Consider the following 13,935-nt stretch of genomic DNA (forward strand, 5'->3'; position numbering starts at 1 on the left):
ACCCCGGGGCGGTGAGGGAGGAGCAGCTTGAGGATCGTCATGAAGTTCGGCGGCACCTCGGTCGGCTCGGCGGAGGCGATAAGGAGGGTCGCCGAGATCGTGGAGGAGGCGCACCGCGAGCACGAGGTCCTCGTCGTCACCTCCGCCATGTCCGGGGTCACCGACGAGCTCGAGCGTGCCGCCCGCCTGGTGCCCCGGTGGACGGAGGAAGACGTGAAGAACTTCGTGGGTCGGATCCGGCGTCGGCACGTGGAAACGGTCAACGAGGTCATCTCCTCGAACCTAATCCGACGCGAGGTCCTCGGTCACGTCGACTCCCTGCTGGACGAGCTGGAAAAAGTCCTTTTGGGACTCAGCTACGTCGGCGAGGTCACCCGGCGCTCCGCGGACCTCGTCCTCTCCTTCGGCGAGCGGCTCGCCGCCCCGATCCTGGCCGGCGCCCTCCGCGACCGGGGGTTGGAGGCCGAGCACCTGGAGGCCGGCGAGGCGGGCGTGATCACGGACGAGCGGTTCGGCGAGGCGGAACCCATCCTGCCCGCCTGCCGCCGGAAGGCGCAGCGCACCCTGGTCCCGATGCTCCGCTCCGGCAAAATCCCCGTCGTCACTGGCTTCATCGGTGAGACCGTGGACGGGGAGATCACGACCCTGGGACGGGGCGGCTCCGACTACTCGGCCGCCATCCTCGGCGCGGCGGTGGAGGCCGACGAGATCCAGATCTGGACGGACGTGGACGGGGTCATGACGGCAAACCCGCGCCTGGTGCCCGACGCCCGCACGGTGCCCCGGCTGTCCTACGACGAGGCCCTCGAGCTCGCCAGCTTCGGCGCGGAGGTCCTGCACCCCAAGACCGTGATCCCCGCCCGGGCCGAGGGGATCCCCATCCGCGTCAAGAACACGTTCAACCCGGACGCGGAGGGCACGCTGATCACCGCGGAGACGCAGCCCACGGACGAGGTCGTTAAGGCGGTGGCCTCCTCCTCCGACGTGGGCATGGTCGACGTGCGCGGCACGACCATGATCGGGCGGCCCGGCGTCGCCGGCCGCATCTTCACGAAGCTCGGGGAGGCCGGGATCAACGTGATCATGATCTCCCAGTCCGCCTCGGAGTCCAACATCTCCATCATCGTGTCCGAGGAGGACGTGAGGGAGGCCGCCCGCATCATCGAGCGCGAGTTCGTCGGGGAGCGCCTGGTCGACCGCGTGAAGGCGTACGAGGACGTCTCCGTCGTGGCCGTCGTCGGGGAGGGCATGCGCGGCACGCCCGGCGTCGCCTCCCGCGTGTTCAGCGCCGTGGCCCGGGAGGGGGTGAACGTGCGCACCATCTCTCAGGGGGCCTCCGAGGTGAACATCTCGTTCGTCGTGTCCGAGGAGGACGAGGCCAAGGCTGTCAACGCGATCCACTCCGAGTTCGGCCTCGGTGAAGGGTCATGATCGCGCCCCTGGTCAACGGGTACGTGCGCTACCTGACCCGGAAGCGCCTCGTGCTCAAGCCCACCTCCACGCTGACCTACGCCGCCCTGCTGGGGCTGAAGGCGCTATCCAACCGATTCTCGGACGACCGCGTCGAAGATCTCAGCCCCGAGCCCCTCTGGACGGTCGAATCGATCACCCACGTGCGCACCCGGGACCGCATCGGCAGGGAGCTGCTCCAGGAGCTCGTCCGTTACCTCACCGAACGCCTACCGCCCGACGCGCCGGTCTCGGACGCCATCCCCGAGATCGAGGTCGAGGCGGAGCTCCTGTCCCGCAGCGAGAGCCTCGCGCAGATCCTGAGGAACGCGGACCTGCCGTTCGAGATCAACGGCACCAGCCGTACCACCGTGGAGCTGGACCTGAGGCTGATCGAGCTGTTCCTGCTGCTGGACCGCCTGAGCGAGGACGAACCGGACCGATACGTCAAGCCCTTCGTGATCACCTGCTTCGAGACGCTGTCCGACTACATCGACGTGCTCGACCTGCGCTGGAGCCACGTGGACCCCCTTAAGCGCCGCATCACCGTCCGGGGCCGCGTCCGAACCATCTCCCGGTACCTGGCCCAGGAACTACTGGAGATGCCTCGGCAGGGCGAGAGCGTGTTCCCGATCACCTCCGTGGAGGTGGCCCGCTGGGAGCGCAGGATTAGCAGGAAGTGGGGCCACGAGTTCAGGTTCCTATGAGCCGACGCGCGCTCTCCCGGATCCGACGCGCCCTCCGCTCCCCCACCCCGCGCACCCGGGTGAGCCGTGAGAGGCTCGCCTCCGCCAGATCCTCCACGGACCGGAACCCCGCCTCGTAGAGCCGCATCGCCAGGGTCCTACCCACCCCGTCCACCTCCGTCAGCTCCAGAACCTCCTCCGGCACCCCCAGCTCGATCCGACGGCTGAGCATCGGGCACCTCCACCGAATCCCCGCCGCCGACGCCAGCCTGGACATCCCCCACGCGATCCACGCCGCGTCCTCCCGGGCCCGATAGAGATCCCCCGGGTAGAGCTCGTACCGCCGGAGTATCACCCGCTCCGAGACCCCGGAGACCCAGTCCCGCAGCACCTCCGCCCACGCCAACCTCCGCTCCAGCTCCCAGTCGTCGTACCCGAACCACTCCACCGCCAGCTCCGCCACCTCCTCACCGGATAGCTCCTCCGAGGACCCGCCCAGGAACGCGTCAAGCGTGCCCTGCTCCCGCCCCTTCCAGGAGATCGGGGCCGGGGTGAAGTCCTGAGACAGCGTGATCGCCGGCAGCACGACGGACTCCTCCGTCCCCATCTCCCTCATCACCTCCAGCAGGAACCGGGCCGAGTCCGGGTTCAGGTACGTCTCCGCCACCGCCCGACCCACCTCCGTCACCCGCAGCCGCCCCCCGAGCTCCCGGACGAAGTCCCACTCCCTCAGCAGTCTCACCGACTCCACCACCAGTTCCTCCGGCGCCGAACGCTCCCACTCCACGGACTCCACGAACGTGTTGAGCGAGACCTCCAACACGTCGGAGAGGTCCTCGCAGAACCCCGCCGCCACGAGCCCCAGGATGAAGCGCCGGAGCTGCGGCCCCGTCGACCAGATCCGGCTCCGCACCGGCTCCGCCTCGGACCGCACGTACTCCTCCGCCAGCTCCCGCAGCCTCGGGCTCACGAACACGTACACGTAGCCGACCTCGTCGTACCCCGGACGGCCCGCCCGACCCGCCATCTGCTTGAACTCGTTCTTCGAGGGCTTCAGCTGACCACCGACTCGGACCCCGAAGTCCCGGATCAGCACGTACCGGGCGGGTAGATTGACCCCGGCCGCCAACGTCGGCGTGCACGTCACCACCTTGAGCAGCCCCTCCCGGAACGCATCCTCCACGAGCTCCCGCTGCCCCGGGGCCAGCCCGGCGTGGTGGAACGCCACCCCGCTCCTCACGGTCTCCGCCAGCACCCTCGTCTCATCTCCCTCACCCTCATCCCGCACCTGCTCCGCCAGCTCCCGCAGCTCCTCCACCTCCCGCCGGGACAGGTGCCCTCGAACCACGGACGCCAGCCGCTGCGCCTCGGTCATCGATCGCCGCCGAGAGTACAGGAACACGAGCGCCTGACCTCCCTCCCTCAGGCACCGCTCCACCACCTCGTCCACGCGGTTATCCGCGTCCGACGGCGTCACCTCCTCCACCCGGTACCTCAGCTCCACCGGCCGCCAGTCGCTCTCCACCACCTCGGCTCCCAGCCACCGCCCGAGCTCGCGCGCGTTACCCACAGTGGCCGAGAGCGCCAGCACGGACGCGCCCGAGAACGTGCGCACCAGGGCGATGAGGCCCTCGTACGTGGGCCCCCGATCCGGCTCCCCGACCAAGTGCACCTCGTCCATCACCAGCAGGTCGACGGCGTCCACCAGCCCCGGCCTCGACCGCAGGCTCGCGTCCAGCTTCTCGGCCGTCGTGATCAGCACGCCCGGCTCCAGCTCCCGGATCGGCTCCCGCACGTCCCCGGTCCGGAGCTCGACGCTCACGTCCACCCCCAGCTCCTCCCGGCAGAACCGGGCGACCCTCTCAAAGTCCCGGCGCTTCTCCCGGGCCAACGCCCGGTAGGGGACGACGTAAATCACGCGCCGCCGCCCGTCGTGCGAGGCCAGCTCGTGCAGCACTCGCATCTCCGCGATGAGCGTCTTTCCGCTGGCTGTAGGCGCCGCGACCACCAAGTTCTTACCCTCGAACAGCCCACGCTCCACCGCCTCCCGCTGCGGCGGGAAGAGCTCCTTTATCCCGCGCCACTCCAGGTACCGCCGCACGTGCTCCGGCAGCTCCAAGGCGCACGCACCCTTGGGGGGTCTCCGGTTGGACGAGGTCAGGCTTCAGGGACGCGCCTACGTGCACCCGACCGCCACGCTCCTCGGCCGGGTCACCCTGGAACGGGATGTCAGCGTCTGGCCGGGAGCGGTCATCCGGGGCGACCTCGAGCCCGTCACGATCGGGGAGGAATCCAACGTGCAGGACAACGCCGTGATCCACGTCTCCCGGGGCCACCCGGTGGAGATCGGGCGCCGGGTGAGCGTCGGTCACGGAGCCGTCGTGCACGGGGCCCGGGTCGAGGACGACTGCCTCATCGGGATGAACGCCACCGTAATGAACGGCGCGGTCGTCCGGCGCGGGTCCATCGTCGGGGCCGGCGCCGTCGTCACCGAGGGCACCGAGGTGGGCCCGCGCGAGGTGTGGGCCGGGGTCCCGGCGCGGAAGATCGGGGAGGTGGACGACGACCGACTCGAGGAGATCCGAGACAACGCCCGACGGTACCTGAAGCTGGCGCGGAGGGAGCTCCCCGCCTGGACTCAGTCCCGGCGGCGATAGGCCAGGTAGGCGGCCCCCACGGCCGGGGCCACCTCAGACCCGGCCCCGAACACGTCATCGAAGGACTCGAACTCCACCCCCAGCCGGTTGCAGGCGGACCGCAGCAGGAACTCCCCGGCGCCCGCCCCCACGACGCGGTCCAGGTCGTACTCCCTCAGCTTGAACTTGAGGTGCTTGAGCAGCCGACCCATCAGCACCCGGTAGGCCGAGCGGGCCACCTGCATCACCCCGTCCCAGCCCAGCTCCTCCAGGTCCGAGCAGACGACCCTCGCCAGCCGGCGGGCGCAGTCCTCCGGCGACTTCCCTCGACCGTCGGGCGTCTCCGGCGTGTACTCGTCCTCCGATATCAGCTCCAGCAGAACCAGCGCGTCCGCGATGATCGAGAAGTACTCGTAGGAGACCGGCACGACCGAACCGTCGATCTCCACCTCCCTCAGCAGGAACCCGATCGGCGTTCGCAGCGCTCCCAGGTAGACCAGCTCCCCGGCCCGCAGCCGCTCCAGGTCCGTGCGGCCCTTAGCCCGCACTTCCCCGTCCACGATCGGGATCAGGTCGAGCGTGGTCGAACCCAGGTCCGAGAACAGGTAGGACCCCTGATGCAGCTCAGACAGCAGCTCGGCCGTGGCCCGCCAGTTGGCCGACGCCACCTCCCGCCAAGCGTCCAGGCACTCCTCCGGCTCGATCGCGTCACCGGACGACGTGACCACCCGCACCGGGACCCGCGCGCTGGACGTCACCAGGTCAACGATGTACTCCACGCCCTCCCGGCGCGTCTCAAAGACGTCCGCCAGCTCCCCCGACATCGTGAGTCCGATCAGGTCCGGACGGCACCTGGACACCACCCGCTTCACGAACCTGTGGAGACGCCTCCTCCCCCACCGCTTCCACATCGGGAGGTACTCACGCTTGGTCTCCTCCACCTCCAGCTCTCCATCCCGCACTCGGACCAGCGCCGCGTCGGTGTGAGCCCCACCCACGTCCAGTCCGAGCACGCGCAGGGTGCCTACCCCCGACGATACACCTCGATGTCGCCGAACCGCTCCACTCGACGGAACCCCTCCGGGACCAGCGCCTCCGCCCCCGACCGAACGAACACGTACTCTCCCGAGTAGGACCACACGCCCGGCGACGGGCCCTCCAGCAGCGCCTCCGCCAGCCGCTCCGGCCCCTCCAGGGCCGCCCCCACCACCGGGGTCGTCGGCCGCGGGTTCACCTCGATCACGTAGGGCACGTCCCCACGCATCACCACGTCCACCCCGAACACGCCCGACAGCCCGCTTATCCGTTCCACCACCTCCTCCGCCACGTCCCGGGCCACCCGACGCACCCTCCCGGACCGACTCGGGGTGCGGCCACCCAGGTACACGAACTCCCCACCGGCCAGGGCCACGAACTGATCGTTAATCCCCACCACCTCCACCGACTCCCCGTCCGTCACGCACAGCAGGCTGTGGTGCGACCCGGGCACGAACTCCACCTCCAGCTCCCCGGAGCCGACCCGCACCCCCTCGGAACCCACCCCGTCCACCGGCTTCCCCACCGTCACGTCGCCCCCACGCCTCGGGACCCGGAACGTCGAGGCACCCTCCAACGCCTCCAGCGTTCGAAGCTTGTCTCCGGCCACCTCCACGGCCTCCGGGGAGGGACCCAACACCCGCACCCGACGACCGAACTCCCTCACCTTCTCCGCCAGCACCCCGTCCGTCTCCGGCGCGATCACCACCGCCGCGTCCGCGAGCTCCAGCGCCCTCGACTCCCGACGCACCACCACGTCCGCCCAACGCACCCCCACGCCCGCCTCGGCCACCGCGACCGTCTCCACCCCGTACTCGCGGAGCGAGAGCAGCAGCGCCTCGAGCATCGCCTTCCCCTCGCCCACCAGGTCGCGCTCGCCCCGCGCAACCGCGTACTCGTACACCATCACCCGGTCCGTCATGGGTATCCCCGGGGGACGTCGGGGGATGGGGGAAATAGTCTACGAGGTCGAGGGGTTCCGGACCGCCGACCCCGCCGACACGCTCCGATGGCTGAAGGACCGCTCCATCCCCTCGCTGCTCGGGCTGGAGAAGGCGGCGGAGGGCCGGGTCGGCGGGGTCCCGATCAAGGTCTACACCCGGGGCTCCCGGGCTCACGCCGGGAAGGGCACGTCGGAGGAGCAGTCCACCGTCTCCGGGATCATGGAGTCCGTGGAGCGGGCCTCCGCGGAGCCGGAGCACCACGAACCCGAGCGCGGCCGCCCCGAGGGGGACGCGTGGGTCCCGCCCTGGTACCCGACGGAGCCGGGCGCCTGGCTGCCGGCCCGGGATCTGACCGAGGGCGGGACCGTCCACGTGCCCGCGAACGAGGCGCTTCATCCCTGGCCGGGGGACGGGCTCCCCTCACACACCAGCGGCCTGGCCGCGGGCCGCACCCGGGAGGAGGCGGTCGTCCAGGGGTTGCTGGAGGTGCTGGAGCGGGACGCCTGGAGCGTGTTCGAGTACCATCGACGGCCCGCCCCGGGGCTCCGGGTGCACGGGGACCTGGAACGGCTCCGGTGATTGATCGCCAAGGAAATGGGCGGTGAGGTGCACCTGCGGTTGCTCCCGTCCCGGGTGCCCGGGGTGTACGCGGTGGGGGCGGTGGTCGAGTCCCCGTCCGTGCGGGAGATGGTGCTGGGGTTCGGATGCAGCCCGGACCCGCGGATGGCGGCGCTGCGGTCCCTGCTCGAGGTGGCGCAGGGCGTGTTCATGGCCCGGGAGGGGTTCGAGGGGGTCCGGCGCGTCGACCCGCTGGGCGGGAAGCTGACGCCGGAGCGGTTGAAGCGGATCCACCGGCACTGGTTCCGGGCCTCCGGGACGGTGGAGCTGGACGAGCTGGATCGGGAGGTGCGCGCGCGCTCGTTGGGTCGGTTGCTCGAAGAACTAGTGGAGCGGGTTCGCGAGGGTGGATTGGGTCGGGTGCTCGTGGTCGACCTGACGCGGGGGGATCTTAAGGTCCCGGTGGTGAGGGTGCGCGTGACCGGGGCGGCGGAGCTCGCGTTGGACGAGCGCCGGGTGGGGAACCTGCCCGAGGAGCCGCCGAAGGACTGGGTGGGATGAAGAAAAGGCCCGTGCCGAGGGTTCACCGGTGACGAGTGTCACCCTCGCGGACCCTAGAACAGGTCGTGCAGGTGCAGCTCGTACTGCCCCAGCTCGCCGCCGAAGTTGCCGGCGCTGATCTTCACGACGCCCGGCTGCCGGCAGGCGGCCTCGATGCCCACCCGCATCGCCTCCTTCACGGCCTCCTCGTTCAGCCCGTTGATGACGATCTCGTACACGCACTTGACGCCCTCCGGCAGCTCGTTGCCCTCCACCGTCGGGCAGTAGGCGTCGTTCGTGGACGCGGGCAGGAAGTCGTACTCCTTGGACCCCGGCTTCGACGCGGACGCGACGACGCCGCCCGGGAACGGGGTGTACACGCCCTCGACGCGCTTGATCGCGTCGACGGCGGCCTCGGCCGCCTGCAGCCCGGCCGGCTGGCTCTCCGCCATGATGTAGAAGTTCCCGCCGGCGACGCCCGTCGTGATCCCGAACGTGTCCTCGACGATGAACTCGCCCTCCACGATCGGTACGCGCCAGACCTTGCGGTCGCCCACCTCGTCCTCCTCCTGGTGCCCGTCCCCGAAGAAGCTCAGCTTGTATCCGACCCGGTCCTCGTCCTCCCGCTCGTCCTCCGGCATCGCGTCGAAGGCGGCCGCGGTCGGGGCGGTCATGACGCACTGGCCGATCCGGTCCAGCAGCTGCTCCTTCAGCTCGTCCGCGTCGTTGTGCCCGATCATCACGATCACGCCGGGCCGCCCGTCCGGCGTCTCCTCGGGCCGCACGAACCCCACGTCAACGCCCGCCTCCGCCGGGCACATGATCACGGAGGTGCCGAACCCGACGGTCTCCCGGGCCGCGATCCGGGCCCAGCGGTGCGTCGCGGCGGTGATCAGCACCCGGGCCATCTTCGCCTCGAACGCCTCGGCGAACGTGTCCTCGATCTCGACCCCGTTGATCTTCATCCGCGCATCCCCGGCCGACCCCGACCGTCCGGGCTTAAATCCGCAACGATTTCCCTAAAGGCGTTCCAGCACGGCCTCGCGCATGACGTCCACCGGCGCCTCCTCGCCCGTCCAGAGCTCGAAGGCCAGCGCGCCCTGGTGCACGAGCATCCCCACCCCGTCGACCGGGGTGGCCCCCGCCCGCTCCGCCTCCTCCAGCAGCCGCGTCTTCGGCGGGTTGTACACCAGGTCGTTCACGATGAGATCCTCGTGCATCTCCCGGGCCGTCACCAACGGGGGCTCGTCCTCGTTCGGGTGCATGCCGACCGGGGTGGCGTCCACGAGCAGCCTCGCGTCCCGAAGCTCCTCCCGCAGCACCTCACGGTCGAGCTCCACCGCCCGGGCCCTCACGCCCGTCCTCTCCTCCAGCTCCCTCGCCAGCCGCTCCCCGCGCTCGTACGTCCGGTTCGCGATCACCAACTCATCCGCGCCCTCAAGGGCCAGCTTGAACGAGACCGCCCGCGCCGCCCCGCCGGCGCCCAGGATCACCGCCTTCACGCCCTTGGGATCGAAGTCCACCGCCTCCCTCAACGCCCGTAGGAACCCCTCACCGTCCGTGTTGTACCCCTCAACCCTCCGCTCCCGGAACCGCAGCGTGTTCACCGCACCGATCAGCTCCGCGTCCCGATCCACGGTATCGCAGACCCGGAGCGCCCGCTCCTTGTGCGGGATGGTCACGTTCAGTCCGACGATCCCCAGACTCTGGGCGCCCACGATCGCGGTCTCCAGCTCCCGCTCCGGCACGTCGAACGCCACGTACACGTAGTTCAGACCCAGCTCCCGGAACGCCGCGTTGTGCATGGGCGGGGAAAGGGAGTGCTCCACCGGGTGGCCCACGAGCCCCACGACCTTAGTCTCCGCGTCGACGGGGACGGACACGCTCACGCGCCACCACCCTCCCCTCCCTCATGTTGAACAGCTTGGCCCGGATCCGGGATCCGGAGAGGCGGAGCAGGCACACGTTGCCCACGTTGAGCGGATCCCGGCACGTGGCGCACGTGGCCGGGCACGCCGTGGTGCCCACGTTGACGACCAGCACCCCGCCGAACCGCCCCAGGAACCGGCAGTGGGTGTGGCCGACCACCACCACGTCCGCGCCGCTCGCCCGGGCGATCTCCTCCAACCGGTCCGGCATCTCGTATTCACGACACGTATAGTTATCCAGCAGCTGGTCCCGTCGAGGCATCGGAGACGCCTCCGCGACTGGGTTTCCCGGCCGCTGCGGCTCCAACCCCAGCTCACCGCACGGCTCGTGCCCGTGCGCGATCAGGAACCGGCATTCCCCCACCTCCAGCCACTCCGGACCCCCGAGCGAAGGCCCCTCGTGCCCGGGCGGGCACCCGCGGCCCCGGCGCTCCTCGTACTTCCTCATCATCACCGGAATCCCGGACCTCCGCAGCCGCCGCACCAGCCGGAGCGTGTCGTGGTTCCCGGGCACGACCACCAACCTCGCCTCCTCGGACAGGTCCCGGAGCGACTCCACGAGCCCCTCCACCTCACGCTCGCGCGCCCTCGGGTCCGCCAAGTCCCCGTCCAGCACCACGAGGTCTTGATCCCGGGCCAGCTCCAGGGCCATCTCCAGAAGCTCCGGATCGTGCCCCTGGTACCGGTCCCCCACGTGCACGTCGGAGGCGATCAGCACCCGTTCGGCGCGGACCCGGGGCCGTTGCAGCACCTCATCCAGCGTCCTCTGCATCGCCATCCCGACCGAACACCTGCACGTTGAACTTCTCCCGAATTAGGAGCATAGGCGTGCGGTCGTGGTACACGACGTACTCCCTCCACGGGACCTCCTCCGCCTCCACGCCCAGGAGCCGCCTCTCCTCGCCCGAGAGCCGGACCGTGCCCACCCGCACGATCTCCCTCCGCGTTTCCAACCTCATCTCCTCGATCATCTCACCTAGGGGCTTCCGGGACTGCAGGACCAGCCTCCGCATGTCACCGGGGAGGTTGTCGGGGCGGGCGTAGGAGGTGGCCAGGATCCCGGGGCGACCGTCGAGCTCGATCAGGACGCGCCGCAGGTAGGCCACGTCCCCGTCCGGCAGGCCGAGCAACCGGGCCTCCCGACCGCGCACGTGCACCCGCTTGGTCCGGAGCGGCCGCACCTCCACTCGATTGAAGAAGCGGCGCAGGATGCGGGTCACGGAGCCGTCCGTGTGCAGGATGACCTCGAGGAGCGGGACCCGCATGAACCCCACCTCGGGGGCTACATCTCACCGTACTGCTGCAGCAGCTGCAGCTCCTCCCAGCTGACCTTCTCCCCACGCTCCAGCTTCTCCTTGATCTCCTCGATCTTCTCCCGGTCGACGGCCGCCCTCTCCAGGTCCTTGATCCGGACCTCCAGCGCCTTCTCCTCCGCGCGCTTCTCCATGATCTTCTGCTCGAGCTCCTCCATCCGGGCCCGCAGCTCCCGAACCTCGTCCCGAAGCCTCCTCACCTTGAACCGGAGCTCCTCGTACTTCCGGTGGTATCCGTCCGCCTTCTCCCGGATCCGGTCCGCCCGCTCGTAGTACTCCAGCATCTTGTCGTGGTGCTTGTTCGCCTTCTCCGCGGTTTTAACCACCAGCTGATGGTACTTGTTCGCCCGCTCCCGCAGCTCGTCCGCCCGGGAGAAGAGCCGATCCGCCTCCCGGGAGTGCCTCTCCGCCCGCTTCCAGTACTCCAGCTGCTCACGGAGCCGCTCGAGCCGCTCCGCGATCCGCTCCTCCCGGCGCGGCGAGATGGGCTTCGTCTCGATCTCCCGCTCCAGCCGCTCGATCTCGCGGCGGATCTCCCCGATAGGGCGCTTAACCTTGGCCCGGAGGGCCTTCGCCCGCTCCACGTGCTCCTTGGCCTTCCGGGCGATCCGATTGGCCTGCTCGTTCAGCTCGTCCCGCTTCTTCTTGTACGCCTGCACCTCCTCGTTCAGCTCATCCCGCCGCTCACGATGCTCCTCCGCCCGCTCCCGCAGCTCGCGCACCCGCTCGTTCAGCTCGTCCCGCTTCCTCCGGTAACGCTCGGCCTCCCGCTCCAGCCGCTCGATCTCGCGCTCCAGCTTCCGAACCTTCCGCTCCAGCCTCCCCCGCTCCTCCTCCAGATCGTCGATCTCCTTCCGCACGTCCGCCAGCTGCTTTTCCAGCCGCTTGATCTCCTGGAGCTTCTCCTCCGCGAAGACCATCAGCCGCGGACGCCCCAAAACCGCAGTACCAGCGGGATGGCCTCCCGGAAGTCGGACAGGGACCCTCGAACGAGATCCCGGATGGCTCCCTTCGGCCGGAACCCCAGCGGGAGACCGACGCGATTTAACATTGATGCGTCGTTGGCACCGTCGCCCACCGCCACCGTGTCCTCCGGGCGCACGCCGAACCTCCGGCACAGCTGAAGCAGCACCCGGCCCTTCGCCTCCCCGCTCATCACCGGACCGTACACCCGGCCCGTGAGGACCCCGTCCCTCACCTCCAGCTCGTTGGCAACGACCGCGTCCAGCCCCAGCTCCCGGGCGAACCGGCGCACCACCTCCGTGAACCCGCCGCTCACGACCGCGACCGCCGCCCCCGCGCGTCGGACCGCGGCCACGAACTCTCGGACCCCGGGGTTCAGCCGCAGGCGCGCGGTCGCCGCGTCCAGGATCGAGGCGGGGGCGCCGGCGAGCAGCCGCACCCGCTCCCTCAGCGCCTCCCCGAACTCGAGCTCCCCCTCCATGGCGCGGCGCGTGATCTCCTCCACCTCCCGGCCCACTCCCGCCAGCTCCGCCATCACGTCGATCGTCTCACCGTCCACCAGCGTCCCGTCGAAGTCCATCACGACCAGTCCGCGAACCGGGGCCATTCGTGCGCACCCACGCCGTCCCCGAGCCCGTACTCCACCTCCTGGAACTCCCTACGGAGCTCGGCCACGTCCTCCCGGACCTCGTCCACGCCCCGCCGGTCCAGCACCACGTCCGCGATCAACTCCGCCACGTATTCCATCTCCGAGGGACCCATCCCCAGCCGCGTCAGCTCCTGCACCCCGAGCCGGATCCCGCTGGGATCCTCCGCCTCGGACTCATCGTCCCCCGGCAGCAGATTCTTGTTGCACAGGATGTTCGCCCGCTCCAACCGGCGCGCCACCTCGGCCCCGCCCCCGTGCTCGCTCACGTCCACCGCCACCTGGTGCGAGCGCGTGAACCCCAGGTGCTCGCAGAGCACGTCCAGCCCCTCGGCGTGCAGGGACTCGGCCAGCGCCCGGGCGTTCCGTACCGTGGCCCGGGCGTACCTCCTCCCATACCGCTTGAACTCGGCCAGCGCGACCGCGAGCGCGGCCACGTGGTGCAGGTGATGGTTGCTGACCAGACCCGGGAACACGGCCTCGTCGATCGCGTCCCCCAGCTCGCGCCCGCAGAGGATGATCCCACCCTGGGGCCCCGGCAGGGTCTTGTGCGTGCTCCCCGTCACCACGTGCGCGCCCTCCCTTAGCGGATCCTGGAACTCGCCCCCCGCGATGAGCCCCAGCACGTGGGCACCGTCGTACAGCACGCGCCCCCCGACCGCCTCCACCGCCTCGGCGATCTCCTCCACCGGGTGCGGGAAGAGGAACAGGCTCGCCCCCAGGATGACCACCCGGGGTTCCACCTCCTCGATCCGACGGACCGCCGCGTCCACGTCCACGTTCATGTCCTCCTCGTCGAAGGGCAGGAACTCGACCCGGAGCCCGCGCACGCCCGGCGCGCTGATCTCGTGGTGACTGATGTGCCCCCCGTGCGAGATCCGCAGCCCCATCACCACGTCGCCCGGCTCGGTCAGGGCCGCCAGCGCGGCCAGGTTCGCGACCACCCCGGACACGGGCTGCACGTTCGCGTGCTCCGCCCCGAAGAGGTCTTTGGCCAGCTCCACGCACTTCAGCTCGACCTCGTCGATGTACCGGCATCCCTCGTACAGCCGCTCCCCGGGCCGCCCCTCCGCGTACCGGTGGCCGAAGTCCGTGACGAGCATCTCCCGGACCGCGGGACTGGTGACGTTCTCACTCGCGATCATGGGCAGGCACTCGCGGAGCCACCGATGGTGCCGCTCCACCGCCCTCACGATCTCCCGAACCTCGTCCAAACGGGGCGCCCCCAAGGGGAGGG

13 protein-coding genes and 1 pseudogene are annotated in these 13,935 nt (G+C 70.2%); 4 read left to right on the forward strand and 10 right to left on the reverse strand.

All coding sequences use genetic code 11. The features are described from left to right. Positions 1-27: 27 nt before the first annotated feature. Positions 28-1,431 carry an aspartate kinase gene (locus tag ACXJJV_RS00980; RefSeq protein ID WP_456466303.1) on the forward strand — a complete coding sequence of 468 codons (1,404 nt, stop codon included), beginning with the start codon at positions 28-30 and terminating at the stop codon, positions 1,429-1,431. Next, the gene (locus tag ACXJJV_RS00985) at positions 1,428-2,156 is read left to right on the forward strand and encodes a hypothetical protein (protein ID WP_456466304.1); all 729 of its coding nucleotides are present in this window, start codon (positions 1,428-1,430) and stop codon (positions 2,154-2,156) included. Before ACXJJV_RS00980 ends, ACXJJV_RS00985 begins: the two co-directional genes overlap by 4 nt. On the opposite strand, the gene ACXJJV_RS00990 is transcribed toward ACXJJV_RS00985, so the two are convergent. After that, positions 2,143-4,254, reverse strand: coding sequence for a DEAD/DEAH box helicase (locus ACXJJV_RS00990; protein ID WP_456466305.1), 2,112 nt, complete (start codon positions 4,252-4,254; stop codon positions 2,143-2,145). The two genes, ACXJJV_RS00985 and ACXJJV_RS00990, sit on opposite strands and share 14 nt — an antisense overlap. 28 nt (positions 4,255-4,282) lie before the next feature. Here ACXJJV_RS00990 and ACXJJV_RS00995 point away from each other — a divergent pair, with 28 nt between their 5' ends. Next, positions 4,283-4,792: a gamma carbonic anhydrase family protein gene (locus ACXJJV_RS00995; protein ID WP_456466306.1), complete on the forward strand. Its 510-nt coding sequence runs from the start codon at positions 4,283-4,285 to the stop codon at positions 4,790-4,792. On the opposite strand, the gene ACXJJV_RS01000 is transcribed toward ACXJJV_RS00995, so the two are convergent. Further along, a complete protein-coding gene (locus ACXJJV_RS01000; protein ID WP_456466307.1) occupies positions 4,774-5,784 on the reverse strand; it encodes a hydantoinase/oxoprolinase family protein in 1,011 nt (336 codons plus the stop codon). The genes ACXJJV_RS00995 and ACXJJV_RS01000 overlap by 19 nt on opposite strands. A gap of 11 nt (positions 5,785-5,795) precedes the next feature. Further along, positions 5,796-6,728, reverse strand: coding sequence for an ATP-grasp domain-containing protein (locus tag ACXJJV_RS01005; protein ID WP_456466308.1), 933 nt, complete (start codon positions 6,726-6,728; stop codon positions 5,796-5,798). A gap of 241 nt (positions 6,729-6,969) precedes the next feature. On the opposite strand from ACXJJV_RS01005, the pseudogene ACXJJV_RS01010 reads away from it, so the two are divergent. Next, a pseudogene (locus tag ACXJJV_RS01010) lies at positions 6,970-7,869 on the forward strand (YcaO-like family protein). Positions 7,870-7,922: 53 nt separating this feature from the next. On the opposite strand, the gene fhcD reads toward ACXJJV_RS01010, so the two are convergent. From fhcD to glyA, 7 genes are read right to left on the reverse strand one after another with little or no spacing between them, the layout of a single operon-like run. Beyond that, positions 7,923-8,813 carry a formylmethanofuran--tetrahydromethanopterin N-formyltransferase gene (fhcD, locus tag ACXJJV_RS01015; RefSeq protein ID WP_456466309.1) on the reverse strand — a complete coding sequence of 297 codons (891 nt, stop codon included), beginning with the start codon at positions 8,811-8,813 and terminating at the stop codon, positions 7,923-7,925. Between the two features lie 54 nt (positions 8,814-8,867). Continuing rightward, positions 8,868-9,737, reverse strand: a complete 870-nt coding sequence (locus ACXJJV_RS01020; RefSeq protein WP_456466310.1) for a shikimate dehydrogenase — start codon at positions 9,735-9,737, stop codon at positions 8,868-8,870. Then, positions 9,703-10,554, reverse strand: coding sequence for a metallophosphoesterase family protein (locus tag ACXJJV_RS01025; protein WP_456466311.1), 852 nt, complete (start codon positions 10,552-10,554; stop codon positions 9,703-9,705). The genes ACXJJV_RS01020 and ACXJJV_RS01025 overlap by 35 nt, the downstream gene beginning before the upstream one ends. Then, on the reverse strand, positions 10,529-11,041 hold the full coding sequence (locus ACXJJV_RS01030; protein ID WP_456466312.1) for a chorismate--pyruvate lyase family protein: 513 nt from the start codon (positions 11,039-11,041) through the stop codon (positions 10,529-10,531). Before ACXJJV_RS01030 ends, ACXJJV_RS01025 begins: the two co-directional genes overlap by 26 nt. 17 nt (positions 11,042-11,058) lie before the next feature. Further along, a complete protein-coding gene (locus tag ACXJJV_RS01035; protein WP_456466313.1) occupies positions 11,059-12,009 on the reverse strand; it encodes a coiled-coil protein in 951 nt (316 codons plus the stop codon). Beyond that, entirely contained in the window at positions 12,009-12,659 is a 651-nt protein-coding gene (gene serB / locus ACXJJV_RS01040) for a phosphoserine phosphatase SerB (protein ID WP_456466314.1), read from the reverse strand. Before serB ends, ACXJJV_RS01035 begins: the two co-directional genes overlap by 1 nt. After that, positions 12,632-13,912, reverse strand: coding sequence for a serine hydroxymethyltransferase (gene glyA / locus ACXJJV_RS01045; protein ID WP_456466315.1), 1,281 nt, complete (start codon positions 13,910-13,912; stop codon positions 12,632-12,634). The genes serB and glyA overlap by 28 nt, the downstream gene beginning before the upstream one ends. Positions 13,913-13,935 lie beyond the last annotated feature (23 nt).

The organism is Methanopyrus sp. (assembly GCF_053997775.1).